At 65.5% G+C, this 22,004-nt stretch carries 19 protein-coding genes and 1 pseudogene; 7 read left to right on the top strand and 13 right to left on the bottom strand.

Annotated elements, in window-relative coordinates; genetic code table 11:
- The first annotated feature begins 200 nt into the window (after positions 1-200).
- Positions 201-1,319 carry a cobalamin-independent methionine synthase II family protein gene (locus QW868_RS10880; RefSeq protein WP_315777076.1) on the top strand — a complete coding sequence of 373 codons (1,119 nt, stop codon included), beginning with the start codon at positions 201-203 and terminating at the stop codon, positions 1,317-1,319.
- 301 nt (positions 1,320-1,620) lie between these two features.
- On the opposite strand, the gene QW868_RS10875 is transcribed toward QW868_RS10880, so the two are convergent.
- The 5 genes and pseudogenes from QW868_RS10875 to QW868_RS10855 form a co-directional block, all read right to left on the bottom strand.
- On the bottom strand, positions 1,621-1,950 hold the full coding sequence (locus QW868_RS10875) for an addiction module antidote protein (protein ID WP_315777077.1): 330 nt from the start codon (positions 1,948-1,950) through the stop codon (positions 1,621-1,623).
- Positions 1,951-1,953: 3 nt separating this feature from the next.
- Positions 1,954-2,246: pseudogene (locus tag QW868_RS10870) on the bottom strand (type II toxin-antitoxin system RelE/ParE family toxin).
- A gap of 100 nt (positions 2,247-2,346) precedes the next feature.
- A complete protein-coding gene (locus QW868_RS10865) occupies positions 2,347-3,471 on the bottom strand; it encodes an acyltransferase (RefSeq protein ID WP_316230546.1) in 1,125 nt (374 codons plus the stop codon).
- A gap of 86 nt (positions 3,472-3,557) precedes the next feature.
- Positions 3,558-4,250: an SGNH/GDSL hydrolase family protein gene (locus QW868_RS10860; protein WP_315796585.1), complete on the bottom strand. Its 693-nt coding sequence runs from the start codon at positions 4,248-4,250 to the stop codon at positions 3,558-3,560.
- A gap of 57 nt (positions 4,251-4,307) precedes the next feature.
- Positions 4,308-4,685 carry a DUF2147 domain-containing protein gene (locus tag QW868_RS10855; protein WP_315738976.1) on the bottom strand — a complete coding sequence of 126 codons (378 nt, stop codon included), beginning with the start codon at positions 4,683-4,685 and terminating at the stop codon, positions 4,308-4,310.
- Between the two features lie 288 nt (positions 4,686-4,973).
- On the opposite strand from QW868_RS10855, the gene QW868_RS10850 reads away from it, so the two are divergent.
- The 3 genes from QW868_RS10850 to ahcY all read left to right on the top strand — a co-directional run bounded on the left by QW868_RS10850 (position 4,974) and on the right by ahcY (position 9,120).
- Positions 4,974-6,323: a hypothetical protein gene (locus tag QW868_RS10850; protein ID WP_315796586.1), complete on the top strand. Its 1,350-nt coding sequence runs from the start codon at positions 4,974-4,976 to the stop codon at positions 6,321-6,323.
- Positions 6,324-6,380: 57 nt separating this feature from the next.
- Positions 6,381-7,577 carry a methionine adenosyltransferase gene (gene metK, locus QW868_RS10845; protein WP_315738974.1) on the top strand — a complete coding sequence of 399 codons (1,197 nt, stop codon included), beginning with the start codon at positions 6,381-6,383 and terminating at the stop codon, positions 7,575-7,577.
- A 121-nt stretch (positions 7,578-7,698) separates the two neighbouring features.
- Entirely contained in the window at positions 7,699-9,120 is a 1,422-nt protein-coding gene (gene ahcY, locus QW868_RS10840; RefSeq protein ID WP_315759149.1) for an adenosylhomocysteinase, read from the top strand.
- Between the two features lie 234 nt (positions 9,121-9,354).
- On the opposite strand, the gene QW868_RS10835 is transcribed toward ahcY, so the two are convergent.
- The 5 genes from QW868_RS10835 to QW868_RS10815 all read right to left on the bottom strand — a co-directional run bounded on the left by QW868_RS10835 (position 9,355) and on the right by QW868_RS10815 (position 14,871).
- Positions 9,355-10,377: a hypothetical protein gene (locus QW868_RS10835; protein WP_316230545.1), complete on the bottom strand. Its 1,023-nt coding sequence runs from the start codon at positions 10,375-10,377 to the stop codon at positions 9,355-9,357.
- A 262-nt stretch (positions 10,378-10,639) separates the two neighbouring features.
- Positions 10,640-11,221 (bottom strand): cytochrome b/b6 domain-containing protein, encoded by a 582-nt coding sequence (locus QW868_RS10830; RefSeq protein WP_315782779.1) that lies wholly within the window; start codon positions 11,219-11,221, stop codon positions 10,640-10,642.
- A gap of 47 nt (positions 11,222-11,268) precedes the next feature.
- Positions 11,269-11,541: a PepSY domain-containing protein gene (locus QW868_RS10825; protein WP_315777082.1), complete on the bottom strand. Its 273-nt coding sequence runs from the start codon at positions 11,539-11,541 to the stop codon at positions 11,269-11,271.
- Positions 11,542-11,811: 270 nt separating this feature from the next.
- Positions 11,812-14,166 (bottom strand): TonB-dependent receptor, encoded by a 2,355-nt coding sequence (locus QW868_RS10820; RefSeq protein WP_316230544.1) that lies wholly within the window; start codon positions 14,164-14,166, stop codon positions 11,812-11,814.
- Between the two features lie 327 nt (positions 14,167-14,493).
- Positions 14,494-14,871 carry a hypothetical protein gene (locus tag QW868_RS10815; protein WP_315771464.1) on the bottom strand — a complete coding sequence of 126 codons (378 nt, stop codon included), beginning with the start codon at positions 14,869-14,871 and terminating at the stop codon, positions 14,494-14,496.
- 466 nt (positions 14,872-15,337) lie between these two features.
- Between QW868_RS10815 and QW868_RS10810 the strand changes: the two genes are divergently transcribed.
- On the top strand, positions 15,338-15,829 hold the full coding sequence (locus QW868_RS10810) for an ATP-binding protein (protein WP_316230543.1): 492 nt from the start codon (positions 15,338-15,340) through the stop codon (positions 15,827-15,829).
- Positions 15,830-15,976: 147 nt separating this feature from the next.
- On the opposite strand, the gene QW868_RS10805 is transcribed toward QW868_RS10810, so the two are convergent.
- Both QW868_RS10805 and QW868_RS10800 read right to left on the bottom strand, forming a co-directional pair.
- Positions 15,977-16,708 (bottom strand): alanyl-tRNA editing protein, encoded by a 732-nt coding sequence (locus QW868_RS10805; RefSeq protein ID WP_316230542.1) that lies wholly within the window; start codon positions 16,706-16,708, stop codon positions 15,977-15,979.
- A gap of 175 nt (positions 16,709-16,883) precedes the next feature.
- Positions 16,884-17,609, bottom strand: coding sequence for a hypothetical protein (locus QW868_RS10800; protein ID WP_315738964.1), 726 nt, complete (start codon positions 17,607-17,609; stop codon positions 16,884-16,886).
- A 60-nt stretch (positions 17,610-17,669) separates the two neighbouring features.
- Here QW868_RS10800 and QW868_RS10795 point away from each other — a divergent pair, with 60 nt between their 5' ends.
- Complete coding sequence (locus QW868_RS10795; RefSeq protein ID WP_410051289.1) at positions 17,670-19,220, top strand: flavin-containing monooxygenase; 1,551 nt, start codon at positions 17,670-17,672, stop codon at positions 19,218-19,220.
- Positions 19,221-19,392: 172 nt separating this feature from the next.
- Here QW868_RS10795 and QW868_RS10790 read toward each other — a convergent pair whose 3' ends face one another.
- The gene (locus QW868_RS10790) at positions 19,393-19,845 is read right to left on the bottom strand and encodes a MarR family winged helix-turn-helix transcriptional regulator (RefSeq protein WP_315739133.1); all 453 of its coding nucleotides are present in this window, start codon (positions 19,843-19,845) and stop codon (positions 19,393-19,395) included.
- A gap of 101 nt (positions 19,846-19,946) precedes the next feature.
- Here QW868_RS10790 and QW868_RS10785 point away from each other — a divergent pair, with 101 nt between their 5' ends.
- Entirely contained in the window at positions 19,947-21,869 is a 1,923-nt protein-coding gene (locus QW868_RS10785) for an FAD-binding monooxygenase (protein WP_316230541.1), read from the top strand.
- Positions 21,870-22,004: the final 135 nt, after the last annotated feature.

The raw sequence follows: 22,004 nt of genomic DNA, 5'->3' as shown, positions 1-22,004 counted from the left end.
GATGATTTCTGGCAGCCCAGGCGAGCGGTGTGGCTGGGGACCGGGCCAAGCTCCCCGTTCCAACGGAATTGTATACCGATCGGATACGGGGTAGGGGATGGACCCGTCCATGACGCTTTGCCCGGATCGCACGCCAAGGCAGATCGCAACCAGCCCAACAAGTCTATCCAACGAATCGACGCCTTCCAAGGAGTGAGCACATGCAACGCACCAAGCCCCCATTCCGCGCCGACGAAGTCGGCAGCCTCTTGCGGCCCCAGAAGATCAAGGAAGCCCGCGCCAAACTCGAGAAGGGCGAGATCTCGGCCGACGATCTCCGAAAGATCGAGGACATGGAGATCGAGAAGGTCGTGCACCGCCAGGCCTCGACCGGCCTGAAGCTTGCGACCGATGGCGAGTTCCGCCGCTCCTGGTGGCATTTCGACTTCCTCGCCAAGCTGACTGGCTGCGAGCTGTTCCATCCCGACACCGGCATCCAGTTCACGGGCGTGCAGACCCGTCATGACGCGGTGCGCGTGATCAGCAAGCTCGACTTCCCGACCGATCATCCGATGCTCGACCATTTCCGCTTCCTGAAGAAGCACGCCGACACTGCGCATGTGACGGCGAAGATGACGATCCCGTCACCGGCCGTGCTGCACTTCCGTGGCGGCCGCAAGTCGATCTCCAAGGACGTCTATCCCGATCTCGACGCCTTCTATGAGGATCTCGGCAAGACCTATCGCAAGGCCGTCAAGGCGTTCTACGACGCCGGCTGCCGCTATCTGCAGTTCGATGACACCGTGTGGGCCTATCTGTGCTCGCAGGACGAATTGCAGAAGGCCAGGGAGCGTGGCGACAATCCCGATGGCCTGCAGCAGATCTATTCGCGCATCATCAACTACGCGATCGCCGAGCGGCCCGCCGACATGACGATCACGACCCACGTCTGCCGCGGCAATTTCCGCTCGACCTGGATCTCCTCGGGCGGCTACGAGCCGGTGGCCGAGACCATGCTCGCCAACACCAACTACGACGGCTACTTCCTGGAGTATGACAGCGAGCGCGCCGGCGGCTTCGAGCCGTTGCGCTTCCTGCCCAAGGGCAACAAGGTCGTCGTGGTCGGTCTCGTCACCTCGAAGGTCGGCGAACTCGAGAAGAAGGACGACATCAAGCGCCGCCTGGAGGAGGCCTCGAAGTTCGCCCCGCTCGACCAGCTCGCGCTGTCCCCGCAATGCGGCTTCGCCTCGACTGAGGAAGGCAACATCCTGTCCGAAGAAGAGCAGTGGGCCAAGCTGCGCCTCTGCGTCGAGCTCGCCGAGGAAATCTGGGGGAAGTAAGCCTGCGGACAGGAGCCCATTGAAGTCAGACCCGTACCTTACCCGGGGCAGCTGACTAAGACGGTCGCTTCGGAACAGGATCGCCGCGGCAAATGCGCGGCGATCCTTCACGGCGATGGATGCAAGAGCCGCCATGTCCGTGACCTGATTTTGACGATTGCGATTTCAATAGGTCTGGCCGAGGTGGACTCATCAAGCCGCCCAAGCAATCCCGTCGGATCTTGGCTCTGTTGCAAGAGGCCGATGATCTGCTGAATGGCTGGTAACGACCAGCACATTCAATGCCGTCTCGAAGATCTCACTACGCGGCCCGGCGGCCCGCCTTCTTGGTGGTCTTCCGCTTCGGAGCCGTCTTAGGCGGAGCCGAGGTGAGCTTCACGCCGAGAGCGCGGAGCACTTTCAGGATGGTGGCGAACTCCGGGTTCCCGTCTTCACCAAGCGCCCGATAGAGCTGTTCGCGACGGATGCCGGTTGCCTTTGCGACTTCCGACATGCCGCGCGCCCGGGCAATTGTGTTGATCGCGGCGCGGATTTCATCAGCGGTGCCGTCCTCAAGCGCCGCGGCCAGAAACTCGGCTTGGGCCTCCGGCTCTGCAAGATATTCCGCGGCATCGAAGCGCGTTGTTGCCATTCGCTACCCCTCTCTCTCGGCCAGTTCTTGAGCGCGCCGGATATCGGAACGCTGGGTGCTCTTGTCACCACCGCAAAGCAGGATCACCAAGACGTTGCCTTTCTGGCGAAAATAGACCCGATAGCCGGGGCCGTAATCGATCCGCATTTCGGAGACGCCCCCACCAACGGGCTTGCTGTCCCGAGGTTGCCACCTTCAGCACGGGCAATGCGGGCAGCAATACGTGCCTTTGCTCTCGCATCTCGCAGACCAAGAAGCCATTCCTTGAATTCGCTGGTCTGCCGGATTTCGAGCATGAAAGAGTGTATCTTAAAAGGTACAGAGGTGCAAGGGTGCGAGAGCGAGGCGCGCCGGCAATGCCCTCCTGCCCGAGCGCTGGGCTCGGCGGTCTTGCGATCAAGGTTGGGCGGCCGGAGCAATCCGCCCCGTTTCGTTTTTGCGTAGCAGTGCGCGACGAATCAGCCGCTGCGCTGGCGCCTCGAACCCGCGATAGGTGACGTACGCCGCCGACAGGGTCAGCGCCATGAAGCCAATCCAGAACGACTGGCTGCCGTATGGAATTGCTCGTCCTAGAAAGCCAAAAACCAGTGCGATCGCAAGCTGGATCGGGAAGTGCAGCAGATAGCAGGAATAGGTCATGTTGCCGGCGGCCTGCAGCAGGTTCTCGATGCGCCGCGGCAGGGCGATCGGCCTCGCGCAGGCGAACAACAGGATCGGCGTGGTGACCAGCAGCAGAGCTGCGGCCCGCTCGGCCAGCTCAATGCCGGAGATCCAGAGAGCGATCGGAATTCCGACAGCCGCGCTCAAAGCGAGGGCCTCGAGCTTCGGCCGATACCAGGCATCGGCGACGCTCTGCCGCGCCATGGCGGCCAGTCCGCCGGCATAGAAGAACACGAAACACTTGCCGACCAGTGTCCCGCTCGCGATGCCGGCCAGGATCATCGCCAGGTTCAACAGCGGTGATGTGGTGACGAAACGCAGCGCCAGGAAGAACACCGCATAGGCAAGGACCTCGATCGAGACCGACCAGATCGGGCCGTTGAAGCTGACCCCGGTCGGCGGCAGCCAGTCGCTCGCCATGAAAAGCTGGGCGACGAAATGAGCGAGATCGTTGCTCTGGTAGACGAAGAAGAAGCCGTGCTGCGCGACATAGAGGGCCTGCAACCCCGCGACCAGCAGCAGCGTTGCGAGATGCAGCGGATAGAGCCGCGACAGCCGGTTGACGAAGAAGGTCCAGCCGTCGACCGTGCCATCCGGGATGATCGCGCCGTACTTCCAGAAGAAGATGAAGCCCGAGATGCACCAGAAGATCACGACGCCGTATTCGCCGAGCTCATAGAACGGAAACAGGACATTGTAGAACGGCAGCTCGCTGCGGACGAGATCGACGGGGGCATCGGCGATGTAGGCGAAGTGCGGGTAGTGCCACAGCAGCACCGAGATGGTGGCGAGGAAACGCAGCAGCTCGAGCCCGAGCAGCTTGTGAGTCCCAGGCGATGTCGATGTGTAGGGCAGGGCCATGCGGTGATCGTTAACCGTCTCGACGGGATGTGCGGCCCAATCCTAGCCGGCGCGAAGTGAAGGATTGTTTTCGCTGCCTGCGGGGATCAGCGGCAGGCGAGCTCGGTTCCCTGCAGGATCGCCTGGTCCCAGGATCGATAGCCTGTGGCATTCAGATGAATGCCTTCGAGCGTGAACGGCGACTCCATCGGCGGCAGGGGCAGGAAGGTCGCGCCGGTGCGCCTCGCGAGGTCCGGCAGCTCGGCGCGGTAGCCGGCGATGCTCGCCATGGCGGCCTTCTCCATGGCTGGCGTGAATGGCCCGCGCGCCTCGACGAGGGGAAACTCAGCGATGAAGATGCGCGTGGTGAGCTTTGACAGCTCGCGCAGCAGGGCCTCGTAGCGTCCAGCGAAGACCTCACTGGAGTCGGGCTTGGCGGTCAGTGCATCGTTCACGCCGAGGGAGACGATGATCGCGAACGGCCGTTTCGGCCCGAGTGCGGGCTTGAGCCAGCCGGCGAGGTCGCTGCGCGTCCCGGCGCCGGCGAGACCGGCGTTGACGACCGGATGCCCGCAGGCGCTGGCCGGCAGCGTCGCCGCCTCGACGATGCTGTCGCCAAGCACGATGATCGGATCATCGGGGCGCGCCAGCAGGTTGTAGTGGACGATGAGCTGGCGAACCGTCCGGTGGTCGCTGCCGGACGGCGCCGCAGAGCGGCGCACCAGCACGAACGTCGCGGCTGCCGCGGCAATCACCGCAAACAGCACAAAACCCAGTCGCGCCTGTGCCTTCGCTGCCATGTGGACGATTGGTGCCCTCGATCGGTGAGACCGTAGTGCAAATTCGCAAACGGAGCTCTAATTCGCCCGCGTCCAGGTCGAGGACCGGCAGACGATGCCGCCGAGCGCGCAGCCCGCGGTCGTCAAGGTGCCGCCCGACAGCGTCATCTTGGCATCGTAGGTCTTGCCGTCATCGGGATTGCTGTAGCTGCCGGCCCAGGCATTGGGTCCGGTCGGCTTCATCCCGGAGAACAGCCGCTGGCCGACCTTGGCCGGGGTGTCGGTGCCCTCCTTGATCCAGACCAGTGTGCCGCAGATGGCGCCGCCGCAGGGGGTGAACTTGACCTTGGAGGCGCCGCTCTCGCGCAGCCAGACGCCGGTGACGTCGTCGGCGAGCGCCGGGCCTGCGGCCAGCGCGAGCGAGAACCCAAGTCCAAGGACAAAACGACCGATCATGCGTGCCTCCCTAATCCTTCGAGACGAGCTTGTTGCTGGCGGATCGTGTCGACGATGCGGCAGGCCGACGGCGATACGCTTCGTCTCCATTGTTCAACAAGGATAGCAGGATTCGGACATGCTGCACCTCGCGACCGGGCGTGCCGATGTGGCGCGACAGCGCCGTATTCGGTGTTTCTGCGTCCGGAAGGTTCCGGGTTCGGGCTCTTTCCAATGGTGGGCAGATGGTGCTAGGAGGTTGGGCCAAGGGCGTGCTGCCCACTCATGTTTCCCAACCCGCCGGGCCGAATGAAGAACGACCAGCTGCTCGCCCAGATCACGGAGTTCTGCCGCCAGTCCGACATGGCGGAATCAACGTTCGGCCGCCGCGCCGTCAACGACGGCAAGCTGGTGCAGCGGCTGCGCGAGGGCAAGCGCATCACCATCGACACGCTCGACCGCATCCAGGCCTATATCGCGGCATCCACCGGCACCCTGCCGCCGCCGCGGCTCGATGTCGTGCCCGAGAAGCGCGATCCCAAGAGCAATTTCCGCTTCTTCGAGAATCGCCAGAAATATCTCTTGTTCGTGCACACCTGCAGCGAGAAGCGGGTGGTGGCGGAACGGGTGGGGCTCGAGCTCGCCAGCATCCATCCCCGGCCCCCGGCGCTGCGCCTGTTCGATGCCGGCGTCGGCGACGGCACCGTGCTGTCGAAGGTGCTGCGGACCATGCATGGCCGCTTTCCCCACATCCCGTTCTATGTCGCCGGCAAGGAGCTGAGCCTCGAGGACGTCCGGCTGACCTTGGAAAAGGTGCCGGACCGGCTGTTCGAGCACCCCGCCAGCGTGTTCGTGTTCACCAACATGAACTATGCCGAGGCGCCCTGGCTGACCCCGGCCTCGCCGTCGGTGGCGGCCTCGATGATCTGGCACGAGGTCGTGCTGCAGGGCGATTCGTCGGGGGATTTCGAGACCCAGATCGCGGCGCTGAAGCCGTTCCTGGAGCAGAACTGGCGCGCCAACGTCTCCCAGCGCACGGGCATGCCGGTCTATGAGCGGCCGATCGCGCTGGTGCTCTACCGCGAGGATCACCGCTTCCTGCTCGACGGCATCATCCCGCGGGCCGGGCGGGTCGAGGCCAATTTCGACCTGATCATCGCCTCGCAGCCCTACCGGGCCCGTTCCTCGGTCAATTTCCGCGCCAAGCGCATCATCGCACCGCTGGCGAGGGCGCTGAAGCCGGGCGGGCGGCTGATCGGAATCCACTCCCATGGCGAGGATCCGGGCCTGGAGATCATCCAGGCGGTCTGGCCCGGAGAAAATCCTTTCTCGGTCAGCCGGCATGAGCTATTGCGCGCCGTCAAGTACGAGTTGGGGTCCAGTGGGCGGGACTTAAATTTTAACGCCTATGCGGACAATCGCTCGATTTTCAGGTATGAGATGGAGGCTCTGCCCAACGAGGTCACCGGTACCATCGGAACCTCGACGGCCTTTGCAGCCTGGAACGCGGCGGTGTATGTCGCGCAGATCGAGGAAGACCGCCTGATGGAGGTCGCACACTCGTCTCGTGCGCTCGACGCCGCCAGAGAGGTTCTGCGAAAGCACAACGGGCTGTGGTTCTACGACGAGTCCTACGTCATCTCGCGGCGTCGCGACTGACATTCCTTAGGGATCAATACAAACGACCGCCGTGGGCGGCGAAGAAGGGGTTGCTTGATGCGCGCGTCATATCTGTTCACCTCGGAGTCGGTGTCCGAAGGCCATCCGGACAAGGTTTGCGACCGTATTTCCGATGAGATCGTCGACCTGTTCTACCGCGAAGGGCCGAAGGCCGGCATCGACCCCTGGCAGATCCGCGCCGCGTGCGAGACGCTCGCCACCACCAACAAGGTCGTGATCGCCGGTGAGACCCGCGGCCCGGCTTCGGTTACCAACGAGCACATCGAGCACGTCGTCCGCGAGGCCATCAAGGACATTGGCTACGAGCAGGAAGGCTTCCACTGGAAGACCTGCGACATCGAGATCCTGCTGCATCCGCAGTCGGCCGACATTGCGCAGGGCGTCGACGCGCTGCAGCCGGGCGAAGTGAAGGAAGAGGGCGCCGGCGACCAGGGCATCATGTTCGGTTACGCCTGCAACGAGACGCCCGATTTGATGCCGGCGCCGATCTTCTACGCCCACAAGATCCTGCGCCTGATCTCGGAAGCCCGCCATTCGGGAGTTGAGAAGGTGCTGGGCCCGGACTCCAAGAGCCAGGTCACCGTGCGCTATGAGAATGGCAAGCCGGTCGGCGTGCGCGAGATCGTCGTCTCGCACCAGCACCTGGTCGAGGACATGACCTCGGCGCAGGTGCGCGAGCGCGTCGAGCCCTACGTGCGCGAGGCGCTGCCGAAGGACTGGATCACGAAGGACACGATCTGGCACATCAACCCGACCGGCAAGTTCTACATCGGCGGTCCCGATGGCGACACCGGCCTCACCGGCCGCAAGATCATCGTCGACACCTATGGCGGCGCGGCCCCGCACGGCGGCGGCGCCTTCTCCGGCAAGGATCCGACCAAGGTCGACCGCTCCGCGGCCTACGCCGCCCGCTACCTCGCCAAGAACATCGTCGCTTCCGGTCTCGCCGACCGCTGCACCCTGCAGCTCGCTTATGCCATCGGCGTGGCGCGGCCGCTGTCGATCTACATCGACACCCACGGCACCGGGAAGGTTTCCGAGGACAAGCTCGAGAAGGCGGCGGCCGAGGTCATGAACCTTACCCCGCGCGGCATCCGCTCGCATCTCGACCTCAACCGCCCGATCTACGCGCGCACCGCGGCCTACGGCCATTTCGGCCGCACGCCGGACAACGAGGGCGGCTTCTCCTGGGAGAAGACCGACCTCGCCGAAGCGTTCAAGCGCGCGGTGTAGTTGTTAGGGCCGTCATTCCGTGGCAGCGCAATAGCGCTGAACCCGGAATCTCGAAGTGATGGATTCCGGGTTCGCGCTTACGCGCCCCGGAATGACGTTTTTTGACAAACAGGAACCCCACATGACCGCCAAGCCAGGTTTCACCGACTACATCGTCAAGGACATTTCGCTCGCCGAGTTCGGCCGCAAGGAGATCTCGCTCGCCGAGACCGAGATGCCCGGCCTGATGGCGACGCGTGAGGAGTATGGCCCGAAGCAGCCGCTGAAGGGCGCGCGCATTGCGGGCTCGCTGCACATGACCATCCAGACCGCGGTGCTGATCGAGACGCTGAAGGCGCTCGGCGCCGACATCCGCTGGGTCTCGTGCAACATCTACTCGACCCAGGACCACGCCGCCGCGGCGATCGCCGCCGCCGGCATTCCGGTGTTCGCCGTCAAGGGCGAGACGCTGGTCGACTACTGGGACTACACCGCCAAGCTGTTCGACTGGCACGGCGGCGGCCATCCGAACATGATCCTCGATGACGGCGGCGACGCCACCATGTACGTCCATCTCGGCCTGCGCGCCGAGAACGGCGACGCGGCGTTCCTCGACAAGCCTGCCTCCGAGGAGGAGGAGGTGTTCTTCGCGCTGCTCAAGAAGCAGCTCAAGGAGAAGCCGAAGGGCTACTTCGCCGAGATCGCCAAGTCGATCAAGGGCGTCTCGGAGGAGACCACCACGGGCGTGCACCGTCTCTACGACATGCAGAAGGCCGGCACGCTGCTGTGGCCCGCGATCAACGTCAACGACAGCGTCACCAAGTCGAAGTTCGACAACCTCTATGGCTGCCGCGAGTCGCTGGTCGACGGCATCCGCCGCGGCACCGACGTGATGATGTCGGGCAAGGTCGCGATGGTTGCGGGCTTCGGCGACGTCGGCAAGGGCTCGGCCGCCTCGCTGCGCCAGGCCGGCTGCCGCGTCATGGTGTCCGAGATCGATCCGATCTGCGCGCTGCAGGCGGCGATGGAAGGCTATGAGGTTGTGACGATGGAGGACGCCGCGCCACGCGCCGACATCTTCGTCACCGCCACCGGCAACAAGGACATCATCACCATCGAGCACATGCGCGCGATGAAGGATCGCGCCATCGTCTGCAACATCGGCCACTTCGACAACGAGATCCAGGTCGCCTCGCTGAAGAATCTGAAGTGGACCAACATCAAGCCGCAGGTCGACGAGATCACCTTCCCCGACGGCAAGCGCATGATCCTGCTGTCCGAAGGCCGCCTGGTGAACCTCGGCAATGCGATGGGCCACCCGTCCTTCGTGATGTCGGCGTCCTTCACCAACCAGACCCTGGCGCAGATCGAGCTCTACGCCAACAACAAGGACGGCAAGTACAAGAAGGAAGTCTACGTGCTGCCGAAGTCGCTGGACGAGAAGGTGGCGATGCTGCACCTCGCCAAGATCGGCGTGAACCTCACCAAGCTGCGCCCCGACCAGGCCTCCTACATCGGCGTCAAGCCGGAAGGCCCGTTCAAGTCGGACCACTACCGCTACTGATAATCCGGCGCGACGCGCGGCGGAGACGGTGAAGGCCGGGGCATTGCCCCGGCCTTTTGTTTTGTCGTCATCGATGCTCCGAAGATGGGACGTCGTCATTGCGAGCGAAGCGAAGCAATCCAGGGTGTCGCGCGCGACTCTGGATTGCTTCGTCGCTTCGCTCCTCGCAATGACGGAGAGAGTGTGCGCTCTACGAAATCAACGAGATACTGCCACCTGCAGTGTACGTGACAATCAACCCGTCCGCCGTGAGGCCAGCGCCGACGCGCGCACCGCCTTCGCGCGCTTCGCGGCGTGATGCTCCGGCCGCGCGGCGAGGCGCTTGCCCTTCTTCGTCTCCGCCGCCGCCACCCTCACCGCAGGCGCGCGATGCTTGGCATATTCCTCGCCGTCGACCGGGCCGACATGTGGCGGGTCGCGATCGAGATAGGGCCGGCCGATGCCAAAGCTCTTGCCGTTGGCGTCGACCCATTTCCACAGCGCCTCGGTCGCCACCCAGCGCTGTGCGCGCGTCGCGCCGTTGACGCTGACGATGTCGGCCGCGAGTCCGTGGCCGTAGCCGCCGCGCAGGCTGCCGCCGTGATAGGAGCGGTTGCTGGCGGCCTTCAGGCCGCTCGCGATCTCCTGGCGATAATCGTCGCGGAAGCCGCTGGTGATGCCCGGCGCGAGACCCGCGGCCTCGGCGGCGTGCAAGGTGTGAAACAGCTTCAGCTTGAAGCCGCGGTCCATGCCGCCGATCACGTACTCCATCATGCTGCGGCCGACGCGCTCGGCCGCCTTCGGATCCTTCCAGGTGAAGTCATTGTCGACCAGCTTGGTGAAGCTGCGCGTCACCTTCACCATGCGCCCCTTGCGCTTGACCGTGACGACGCGGCGCTCGGTCTCGCGGATCTTGTCGAGCTTCGGCGCGCGCTCGTACAGCGCCCACAGATAGCGATCGATGCAGGCATCGATGGCGGGGCACTCGTCGAGGATCTCGATGCGGTCGGCGCTGGCGACGGTGGGCCGAGGCGGTTCGGTCGCTGCGCTGGGCGCGGCCTGTTCGTCCGCTGGCAGGACGGCCGATGGCGTGATCGACGCGGTCGTCAGCGCGGGCTCGGCTGCGGTCGGCTGCGGCGACGTCGCGATCGGCTCCGCGACGACGGGCGGCGTCGCCGCCTCGATCTCGGCGGCGGCCGCGGGCCATGCCGCCGCACAAGCTATCAGGACAACGGACCGACACAACGCACGCGTCGAAAGCTGCTGCGAGCTCATCATCCGGCCTCCCCAAAATCCGAGCCCCTGCTGGTGAGGGGCGGTCAGGCATCCGATACCTGCGATTGTTCGGCGCAAGACGGCCCGGCGCAATAACGCATCTCCGCGCCCGCGCAGCTTTTGCGAGAACTGTGGCCTGCGTGCAACGCTCGTGAGTTCCGGGTGTGGCGCGATTCGCCGCGAACGATCGTTCGGCGACGACAGATGATGGAGACCGCAGGGCCTCCGGCTGACGCCCTACGCCGTACTCGGCTGAGCCGGCCAGTCAGCTCGTGCGCGAGCTGCGCCGCAGCAGCTTCCGCCCTGTCAGCATGGCGCGGGCGAGATTCTCGCGCTGCAGGCGGCTCACCAGCACCACGCCGGCGACATGCAGCACCACCAGCGGGATCAGCAGATATGACGTCACCTCGTGGGTGTCCTCGACCCACCAGATGCCGAAGAAGCGCACGGTCACCTGCATCGCGCCGGTCACCACGGAGACGATGAGCAGAAGCAGCAGTGCGAGCTGCATCGCCGTGCCCGCAGGGTTCAGCCCGAGATAGCGTCCGGTCCTGCCGCGCCGCAGATTCCACAGATAAGCGGGCGTCGCGCGCAGCCGGGCGCCGATGCTGCGGAAGCGCGAATGGCGGGTGCCGATGATGCCCCAGATCAGGCGGAACGCAAGCAGTCCGAGGATCGCGTAGCCCGCGATCCGGTGCAGGCCGTCATGGACGTTCGGCGTCACCCAGGCGACGAGCACCAGCACGGCCAGCATCCAGTGCCACAGCCGCAGCGGCAGGTCCCAGACCCGTACTGTCTCGGCGGCGTCCCGGTGTTTCAGGCTGGCGCGGGGGGCTGTGCCGTGCATGGCTCTCACGTCAGGTCATCCAGCACGCTGGACGACGCTTGCGCCAACTACTTGGCGATCGTGTGCTTCAGGCTGAGATCCTCCGGGCTGTAGAACAGCTCATACAGCTTGTCGCCCTTGACGCCGTAGACCTCGTAGCAGGTGCCCTCGACCTTCGAGCGGCGCACCTCGTAGCCCGCATCCTTCGCCTTGGCTTCCGCCTCGGCCGCCGGCTTCCACGACGCCTTGTCGAGCTTGGTGCAGTCCTTGTAGCCGTCGGCCAAGGCCGGCGAGATGGCGGTAAACGCGACAGCGAGCGCGGCCGCAATGGTCAGTCTCATCAATCCCTCCAATGAGCAAATACAAATACGATGCATCGTGGGATCAGTGGAGACGGCAACCGCCCCGATGTGTCAACGGAGCGGCGGCTGGAATTGCTCTTAGAGCTTTTCCAAATTCGCCAGGGCCGCGATTTTTCAGCCGAGAATCGCAGACGGTGTGATGCGCGACGTTACGTCTCGCTCGCGCTGCTCATCGCGACACTGTGGTCGTCTGGCGTCCGCTCTCGCCCGGTCCCGCTGGCGGGACAGGGCGAGATGCGAATGCCGGCGTCAGAATTCCAGGTTCGCACCCAGATAGAACGAACGTCCGGGGCCGGGAACGGCGGTGCCCCACATCGTCGCGGTGCCCGATACGCCGCCGCCGGTGGCAGCGACGGTGCCGGCCTCCTTGTTGAACGACATCGATGCACCCTCGCCGATATAGGCGCCGCCGAGCGGCAGGTAGTAGAGCTTGTTGAACAGGTTCTCGACGCCGAAGCTGATGCGCAGCTTCTGCCAGCTGTAGTTGCTGCGCAGGTTGACCAGGCCGTAGGCCGGGGTCTTGAGCTCGTTGCGCGCGACGGAGACGTCGGACTTGCGGCCCACCATCACCAGCTCGAGGCCGCTGTCCCAGCCGTCGAGCCGGTGCGTGAGCGTCAGCGTGCCGTTGATCGGCATGATGTTGTAGAGGCCGCCTCCGGTGTCGAGGTTCCTGCCGTTGGTATAGCTCAGGACTCCTTTCAGGCCGAAATCGCCGATCGGCGTCCTGCCCAGCGGCACCTTGCCGGACAGATCGAAGCCGTACAGCCGTGCCTGCTGGTTCATGTACTTCATGATCACGAACTGGTTGGCGACGGCAGGCACGGCAGCGGTGTTGGTGGCGGCCTTCCACTGCACCGCATCGATGTAGTCGCGCACATGGGTGTAATAGGGTGTGAGCCGTATCTCGGCCTCATGGTCGGCGCTGTGCCAGGCGCCGGTGAAGCTCACGGTATGGGCGACCTCGGGTCTCAGATCGGGGTTTCCGAGATAACCGTTGCCGTCGCCGACGAAATTGTTCATCTCCAGCGCCATGGTGTTGCGCGACCAGGAATAGCGTTCGTACAGATTTGGCGACCGGGTCTTCTGCATCGCGCCGAACTCGAAGGTGAGATGGGCGCTCGGCGTATTCCGGAACAGCGCCGTCAGATCGACATTGTTGTCCTTTCGCGAGCGATCCATGGCGTTGAACGCCGCGCGGGAGCCGACCGAGCTCGTCTCGTACATGCCGGACATGAATCCCGATGTCAGCGGCGTGGTGCTGGTGTTGTAGCCGACGACCGGTCCGGTGTCGGTCTCGACGCGTTCGAACCGCACGCCCAGCAGCGACAGCCAGGACGGGCTCCACTTCGCCTCCCACTCGCTGAACACACCGGCCCGGTCGCGCTTGCCGCCGTTGATGTTCCAGAACGTCAGCGGCGCCATGCCGCCGATGCAGTTGCCGACGCCGCAATCGGGGGCCGGCGGCCACCAGTCGTCGAGACGATAGGTCTGCAGGTCCACGCCGACGCGGACCACGTCGCGGGGCGACAGCGTGATGTCGGCCTTGGAGGTCAGGCCGTTGGTCTTGGTGCGCGTATACATCGGCATGCCGTTGACCGGATAGCTCGCACCCGTCGTGTTCGGCGGGCGCAGCGTGCCATACGAGAGCAGCCGATCGCCGCCGAAGTTCATGTAGTGATCGACGGACTGATGATAGAGGCGGGTGTCCAGATCGCCCCAGTCGAACCGGCCGAGATGGTGCAGGTTGAGGCTGTAGGCATCGTTGCCCAGCATGTCCATGCGCTGGTTCGGGTAGAGCTGATAGGGGACCTCCTGCACTCCCGCCTTCAGCTCGATGAGCTGGCCGTCCTTGCTCCAGGCGATGCCCATCAGATGATTCCTGGTCTCGTAGGCGGATGAGCCGACCTGATCGAGGGGAAGCACCGGCGTGATCGAACTCCTCAGGGTGAAGTTCTTGAAGTTGCCGCCGGCCGTATAGTTGTCTGCCTTGACCGCAGCGCCGCTGTAGCTGACGCTGTAGTTCTCGGTGGCCATGGTGGCCGACAGGTTGACGCCGCGCACGTTGCCGTTGCTGCGGTAGAACGTGCCGATGCTGCCTTTTGTCAGCAGGCTCTGCCCCGGCGCCGCGAACAGGGCCGCCGGCGAGCTGACGGCGACGGTGCCGCCGATCGAGTCGCCGCCGACGCTCACGGGAGTGATGCCCGCCCAGACCTTGGCTGCGGCGACCTGGGCCGGATCGATGTAGGACAGCGCCGGATTCATGTGATTGGGACATGAGGCGATGGTGTCCATGCCGTCGACCTTGATGCGCAGGCGGTCGTCGGCGAGGCCATGGATCGCCGGCAGGCTCGAGACCCCGCCGGCCGAATAGAGGCTGACGCCGGGTACATCGGCAAACAGCGCAGCGGTGTCGTTCGTGATGGCGCGCTTCGCCAGGATGTCACCCGGCGCAACCGAAGTGGCGCCGGGAGGCGAGGCGACGCCGTCGGATGAGGTCGCCTGCGGCGGCGGCGCGCTTGCCGGATTGGTCGTCGCCGCATGTGCGCCCCTGCGGCGGACGGCCGTTCGGGCGGCCGGGCGGGGCTGCGGGACAGTGACCGTCACCTGCGGCAGCGTGGCGGCAGAGCGAGCCCGCGATGGGTCCTGCGCAAGCACGGGGCTCGAGAGGGCGAATGCCAGTAGCGCAGGCGATGTCAGCACGGTGGTTGAGCGGAGCAATCGCCGCCGGACGGGTGTCGAACATTGGTCCATGATGGGATCTCGGAATAGGAATGGGAGAGGCGTCCGGCGGCGAGCGCGCCGTGGCCCCGTGAACATGTCGCGACGAGGCGGCTGCGGGCACGGCTGCGGCGACCGCCGGACGGCAGCCCACAGCGCGCGCGGACGAGACCGGCCGCATCGTGACGGGATGAGATGTCTGGAGTGATCGGCCTAGACGGCCGCCGGTGGTCCGCGAGCGACCGGCAGTTCGAGCGCGGGCCGGAGCGCCGCAACGACGTCGATCCGCTCGATCAGGATCGCCACGACCACCGGCATCGGCCGCGCCACGGCGGGTACGTGCGGGACGGTGACGCCGCGTCCGAGCGCACAGAACGGACAGCTCGCGCATTGCTTGGCCGCAGTGCCGATATCGTCCGACGGCGGACCGTCGGTGGAGCTCTGACAGATGATGGCGGTGTCGGGAGCCGCAACCGCAGCGCTCATCGCGGAGAGCGCCAGCACGGACTGGAAGATCAGGGCCCATGCCGCGAACCAGACGAGAGCGCCGCCGAGCCGCGACAGCGCTGCGCGCCGCCGCGCCGAGCGCATGCGCGCCTCACGTCGTCCTGATGCGATGCCTTGTAGTTGACGCCCCTGACGAGCCACCGACTGACGCCCCCGTCCCTTGGAATGACCTACAGGAGCGGACATCGCATTGGCAATGGAGTATCTGCGGCGTCGTCGACTCCCGTCGGGGTGGATCAATTCGGCCACAGTGAAATGACCTCAACTCAGTCGTGAGCCGCAGCGTGAGTGAAATGCTGGTGCCCGCGTCCTGCGAGTCAAACTCAATCGCGATGCGGTCTCGAGCGATGGATGAGGCCGGGTCTGGACGCCGTCGCCAATAACTGTCAAATACATCCTCATGACCTTCCGCATTCACATCGCAGGCGCTGCACGGAGCAGCCGAATTACCGACCCGGCCTGATCCGTCGGGCCGGGCGCTTCTGCCTGTGAGAATTGCCTGTGAATGCTCTTGGCGCCCGAGGAGGCGCCGTATGCGAGGTCTGTATCCGTGTCTCCCAACCAACCGACGCTGCACCTCGTGTGCGGCAAGATCGCTGCCGGCAAATCGACGCTCACTGCCGCGCTCGGCCGGCGCTCAGGCACCATCGTGATTGCCGAGGACGACTGGCTGGCGCGGCTCTATCCCGGCGAGCAGAGCACCCTGGCCGACTACGTGCGCAATTCGTCTCGGCTGCGCAGCGTGATGGGGCCGCACGTCGTCGCGCTGTTGCGAGCCGGCGTTTCGGTCGTGCTCGACTTCCCCGCCAACACGCCGGCGAGCCGCGCCTGGATGCGCGGCCTGTTCGAAGCCGCGGGCGTGCCGCACCAATTGCATCACCTCGACGTCCCCGACGAGGTCTGCAAGGCGCGGCTCCGCGCCCGCAACGCAGAAGGCCGCCACGCCTTCACCGTGACCGACGAGGAGTTCGACCTGTTCACGTCCTACTTCGTGGCGCCGACCCCCGAGGAGGGATTCGAGGTGATCGCGCATCGGACGTGATGCCGCTCGCAATAAACAGAGCGATCGTCAACGTGCTCGTAGCCCGGATGAGCGAAGCGACATCCGGGTTCACCGGCACACTGCGTGAGACCCCGGATGTCGCTTCGCTCATCCGGGCTATGCGTCGTGAGCCGCTGCAAGTCGCTCCTAAGCGCTGTGCATTCCGATCCTGAGGCGCCGATTCTGCCGGCCCTTGTTGTCCACCTTCAGGATGCGGATGGGCCGGGCCTGCGCCGTCGAGACCAGATGCGTGCCGCCGCAGGCTTGGCGGTCGAGGCCGTCGATGTCGACGATGCGGATCAGGCCGTCGGCCTGGCGTGGCGGGGCGACGGATTTGGCGCGGAACAGGCCAGCGGTCGCCTGCGCCTCGTCGTAGCCCATGTCGAAGGCGCGGACCGGGCGATCGTCCGAGATCGCCGCGTTGACCGCGTCCTCCACCGCGCGCAGCTGCTCCGGCGCCACCTTGGGCAGATCGAAATCGACACTGAACTCGTCGGTCTCGGTCATGCGGACGCCGGTCAGCAGCGCGCCGTCGAACAGCGTGTAGACGGCACTGTTGACGAGATGCGCCACCGTGTGCTGCTCGCTCATGCGCTGCCGGAACGCCGGATCGACGCGCAGCTCGATCGCCCCGTCCGGGATGGCGTCATCACCGATCAGGTGCCAGATGCCGTCGGCGGTCGGCTCGAACCCGGTGACGACGCGGACGATCCCGTTCCACGCGATCGTGCCGCGGTCCGGCAACTGGCCGCCGCCGCCGGGATAGAACGGCGAGCGCGCTACCAGCACCGCGCCGGGGCGCGCGTCGAGCGCGGTGATGTCGAGATCCAGCACGTCGGGACGATCGACAGCGAAAGGGCGGGGCAGGAAGTCGGTCATGCAGAACGGCTCGCAATCGCATAGCCCGGATGAGCGGCGCGACGTCCGGGTTCATCGAGACGGCGTGTGAGGCCCCGCATATGGCTGCGCTCATGCGGGCCACGAAGCTACGACGATACGCAGCATCGTCGCGCTGCGCAAATGGCCGTTCCTGGCTCGGCCGCAGCGCCGGGTCTCAACGGCATGCGGCCACCGTGAACCACGGCATGCGAAACGCGCCATCGCCCAGGCGCAGGCACACGGTGTCGCCCGGCTGCAACCTTTCGTACAGCGCCTGCGCAACATGTGCATCGGTGGCTCTCGCGAACGGGCCCCACGGCTCGAGCGTCACCTGATGTGTGGCGAGCCGGCTGTGGCCGAGATGCTTGGCGAGCACACGGCTGCGCAGCAGCGCCGGCGCCGAGCGGTCGAGTGCGGTGTTGAACTGACCAAGCGCCCCGAACGCATAGGCGGCGACGAAGAGAGCGGCGAGCAGCAGCCGCCAGCCGCGGCGGCGGAGCTGGGTTTCGAACCGCGCGGCGACGATGAGGAAAATGATCGCGACCGCGGTCGCGAAGGCCGTCAGCGGCAGCCAGTCGACGAGGTTGATGTCCGACAGCGTGCGCGCGGCGAGCGTGCCGGCCGCCACGATGCAACCGGTGCCGAGATTGGCGCCGTAGCCGGAGCCGAGGCCGATGCGGAACCGGCCGGGAAAGCGCAAGGTGAGGACGAGCGCCAGCAGCGGGATGACGGTGACGACCGCGATCAGCTGGCCGGCCGGAAAGCTCGGGAACAGCGACCAGGCTGCGAGCCCGATTGCGAACAGCGAAAAGCCCAGGGCGATGCGCTGCGACGGCGCGCCACTGCCGTCCCGGCTGTCGCTGTCGCCGGGCCTGTCGTCGCGCGGGTGGGGAGCGTTCATCACCAGATCCGTATCGAGGGTGTTTCCCGCTGATAGCGAAAGAGGGTTGACCGACGACGAATGCGCCGGCGATTTGACAGCGACGAGCCGGGTTGCGACTGTCCGCAGCCAGAGCAAGAAAGCCGCACCAGGAAACGCCAGGAACACCTCATGTCAACAGAGCATGTCGACGTGCTGATCGTCGGCGCCGGGCTGTCCGGCATCGCCGCCGCCTATCATCTGCAGCACAAGTGCCCGGGCAAGCACTTCGCGATCCTGGAGGGGCGAGGCGCGATCGGCGGCACATGGGACCTGTTCCGCTATCCCGGCATCCGCTCCGACAGCGACATGTACACGCTCGGCTATTCGTTCAAGCCGTGGACCGATCCGAAGGCGATCGCCGACGGGCCGCAGATCCTGAAATATGTCCAGGACACCGCGACCGATAACGGCATCGACCGCCACATCCGCTTCAACCATCGGGTCCGGCGCGCGTCGTGGTCGAGCGCGGACGCACGCTGGACCGTCGAGGCCGAGCGCCGGACGGAGCAGGGCACGGTCGAGACCGTGCGGATGACCTGCGGCTTTCTGTTCATGTGCTCCGGCTACTACCGCTACGAGTCGGGCTATCTGCCGGACTTCAAGGGTATGGCCGATTTCAAGGGCCGCATCGTGCATCCGCAGGCCTGGCCTGAGGATCTCGACTATGCCGGCAAGCGCGTCGTCGTGATCGGCTCCGGCGCGACCGCGGTCACATTGGTGCCGGCGATGGCCAAGTCCGCCGCGTATGTGACGATGCTGCAGCGCTCACCGACCTATGTGGTGTCGCGCCCGGCGCAGGACGCGCTCGCCAACAAGCTGCGCCGGCATCTGCCCGCTGGTCTCGCCTATCACCTGATCCGCTGGCGCAACGTGCTGTTCGGGATGTACTTCTTCCAGCTCAGCCGGCGCAAGCCGCAGCGGGTCAAGCAGCTGATCCTGGGCGGGGTGCGCGCCGCGCTGGGTCCCGATTACGACGTCGCCACCCATTTCACGCCGCGCTACAACCCGTGGGACCAGCGGTTGTGCCTGGTGCCGGACGGCGACCTGTTCAAGACCATTCGCGAGCAGCGCGCCTCGGTGGTGACGGCCGGGATCGAGACCTTCACCGAGCGCGGCCTGCGCCTCGCCGACGGCCGCGAAATCGAGGCCGATATCGTGGTCACCGCGACCGGGCTGGTGCTGCAGGTGCTCGGCGGCATCGAGGTTGTCGTGGATGGCCGCACCGTCGATTTCGCGAAGACGCTCAACTACAAGGGCATGATGTATTCCGACGTGCCGAATCTGGCGGCGACGCTCGGCTACACCAACGCGTCCTGGACGCTGAAATGCGACCTCACTTGCGAATATGTCTGCCGGCTCCTGAACTACATGGACCGGCACGGCTATCGCCAATGCGTGCCGCACAATGACGATGCCAGCGTCACGCCGCTGCCGTCGTTGAGCTTCAGCTCCGGGTATGTGCAGCGCGCGGTTGCCGATCTGCCGAAGCAAGGCTCGAAGCGGCCGTGGCGGCTGTACCAGAACTACGCCCTCGACATCGTCTCGCTGCGCTTCGGCAAGGTCGACGACGGCGTGATGCGGTATTCGTGAGGGAAGGGGGGGCGTGCGGCGCTCACCTCTATGACGTCAGCTTGGGGCGGCTCTCTCCACATCGTCATGGCCGGGCTGATCCGGCCATCGATGTCGTTGGGCTTGGAAGAACGCGGATGCCCGGAACCGGTCCGGGGCATGACGGGTAAGCAACCAGCAGTTTGCTTGGCGCTTACCGCTCCGCCGCCCCCTCCCGCAGCGGCGCGCGGCTGAGTTCGTTGGCGGCCGCAATCGCCTTGCGCATGAGGCGCACCAGCTCGTTCGCCTCGGCCTCGCTGAGGCCGCGCACCATCAGCCGCTGCGCCGCCTCGACCGCCGGCGTGATCGCCTCCAGCGTCCTTCTCCCCTCATCGGTGATCAACAGCTCCCGTGACCGGCGGTCGCGCGCGCTCGCACGGCGGACGACGAGGCCCTTCTGTGCGAGCCGGTCGATCACGCCGGTGATCGTGGTGCGGTCATAGGCGATCAGGCCAGCGAGCGTGATCTGGTCGATGGCCGGGTTGGCCGCGATCGCGGCCAGTGCCGCATATTGCACCGGCGTGAGGTCGAAGCCGGCCGCTTCCACCTCCGCCAGGAACACCGCCACGGCGATCTGCTGAAACCGGCGTGCCAGGTGCCCCGGCATGTCCTGCATCTCGGTCAATTCGAATCTCCTGTCACCAGCTTGACAAGCATACTGATGATCATCATACTGATCAATAAGGAACAGCGAGGGAGGGTTGTCACGTGCAGTTTCATCTCAACGGCTTCCAGCCGGGCGATCCCGAGATCTTCGACGCGGCCGAACGTGTCGCGAGCGCCGGCGCGACCAGCCCGCTGCCACCCGAAGCCGATGTCCTCATCGTCGGCTGCGGCCCGGCGGGGTTGAACCTCGCTGCCCAGCTTTCCGCTTTTCCGGACATCAGGACCTGCATCGTCGAGCAGAAGCCGGGCCGGCTGCTGCTTGGCCAGGCCGACGGCATCGCCTGCCGCACCATGGAGATGTTCCAGGCCTATGGTTTTGCCGAGAAAGTGCTGAGGGAAGCGTGCTGGATCAACGAGACCACGTTCTGGAAGCCGAGCGACCAAGACAGCAAGCATATCGCGCGCAGCGGTCGCGTGCAGGACGTCGAGGACGGCCTGTCGGAGATGCCGCATGTCGTGCTCAACCAGGCTCGGGTCCACGATTTCTTCCTGGACGTGATGCGCCGGTCGGCCGCGAAGCTCGAGCCGCATTACGCGCGGCGACTGCGCGATCTGCGGATCGATCCGGCCGCAGGCGTCGACGCACACGGCGTGACCGTCAGCTTCGATCGCATTGATCCGGAGCATGAAGGCCAAGTGGAGACGGTGCGCGCGCGCTACGTCGTCGGCTGTGATGGCGCGCGCAGCGTCGTGCGCAAGGCGATCGGCCGCGAGCTGCACGGGGATTCCGCCAATCATGCCTGGGGCGTCATGGACGTGCTCGCCGTGACCGATTTTCCCGACATCCGCTTCAAGTCGCTGATCCAGTCCGCCAAGGACGGCAGCCTGCTGGTGATCCCGCGCGAGGGCGGCTATCTCGTCCGGCTCTATGTCGAGCTTGCCAAGCTCGAGGTCGGCGAGCGCGTGGCGGGGCGCAACATCACCGTCGACGAAGTGATCGCCAAGGCACGGCGCATTCTCGCGCCATATACGCTCGAGGTGAAGGAGGTCGCGTGGTGGTCGGTCTATGAGATCGGCCAGCGCATCACTGACAAGTTCGACGACGTGCCGGAGGCCGAGGTCGCAACGCGGCTGCCGCGCGTGTTCATCGCCGGCGACGCCTGCCACACCCACAGCCCGAAGGCGGGGCAGGGCATGAACGTGTCGATGCAGGACACGTTCAATCTCGGCTGGAAGCTCGCCGCCGTCCTGGGCAAGCGTTGCGCGCCGCAGCTCTTGCACAGCTATTCGGCGGAGCGGCGGGCCATCGCCCAGGAGCTGATCGATTTCGATCGCGAATGGGCAGGAATTCTTGCCTCCGCCGCCAAGCAGGGCGGCGCCGATGCGGCCAAGACCCAGGACTATTTCGTCCGTCACGGCCGCTACACGGCGGGCACCGCCACGCACTATCGACCCTCCGTTCTCACCGGCGACGACACCTTCCAGCCGCTCGCCGCCGGCTTCGTGATCGGCAAGCGCTTTCACTCGGCGCCCGTGATCCGGCTCGGCGATGCCAAGCCGGTGCAGCTCGGCCATGTCGTCCAGGCCGACGGCCGCTTCCGCATCTTTGCGTTCGCGGCGGCGGAGGATCCAGCCGCGCCGGAGTCCGCCATCCGCCGCCTGTGCAAATTCCTCAGCGAGGATTCGGCCTCACCCGTGCGCCGCCACACCCAAGCGGGCGCCGACATCGATTCCGTGATTGATCTGCGCGCCGTGTTCCAGCAGGGGCATCGCGAGCTCGCGCTCGAACACATGCCGGAGCTGCTGCTGCCGCGGAAGGGGCGTTACGGCCTCATCGACTACGAGAAGATGTTCTGTGCCGATCTGAAGAGCGGCCAGGACATCTTTGCGATGCGCGGCATCGATCGCGCGGCGGGCTGCATCGTGATCGTGCGGCCCGATCAGTATGTCGCCGACGTCCTGCCGCTCGACGGCGTCGGGAGACTGTCGGCGTATTTCGACGGCGTGCTGCTGCCGGTCCGCTGAGGCACGCCGATGGTAAACGAAACCCAAATCCGCCCCTCGGATTTCTGGGCTTTGCGCTAGTCAGATCCCAAGGTTTCCTTGCTACAAACGAGGTCTCCGGAATGGACGATTGAGTGGGTGAGACGTCGAAATGTT

Origin of the sequence: Bradyrhizobium sp. SZCCHNR1051, from assembly GCF_032489615.1 — a bacterium.
Taxonomy (GTDB): domain Bacteria; phylum Pseudomonadota; class Alphaproteobacteria; order Rhizobiales; family Xanthobacteraceae; genus Bradyrhizobium.
Note: the sequence above shows the minus strand (reverse complement) of the source record. Positions and strands in the feature narration are given on the sequence as shown.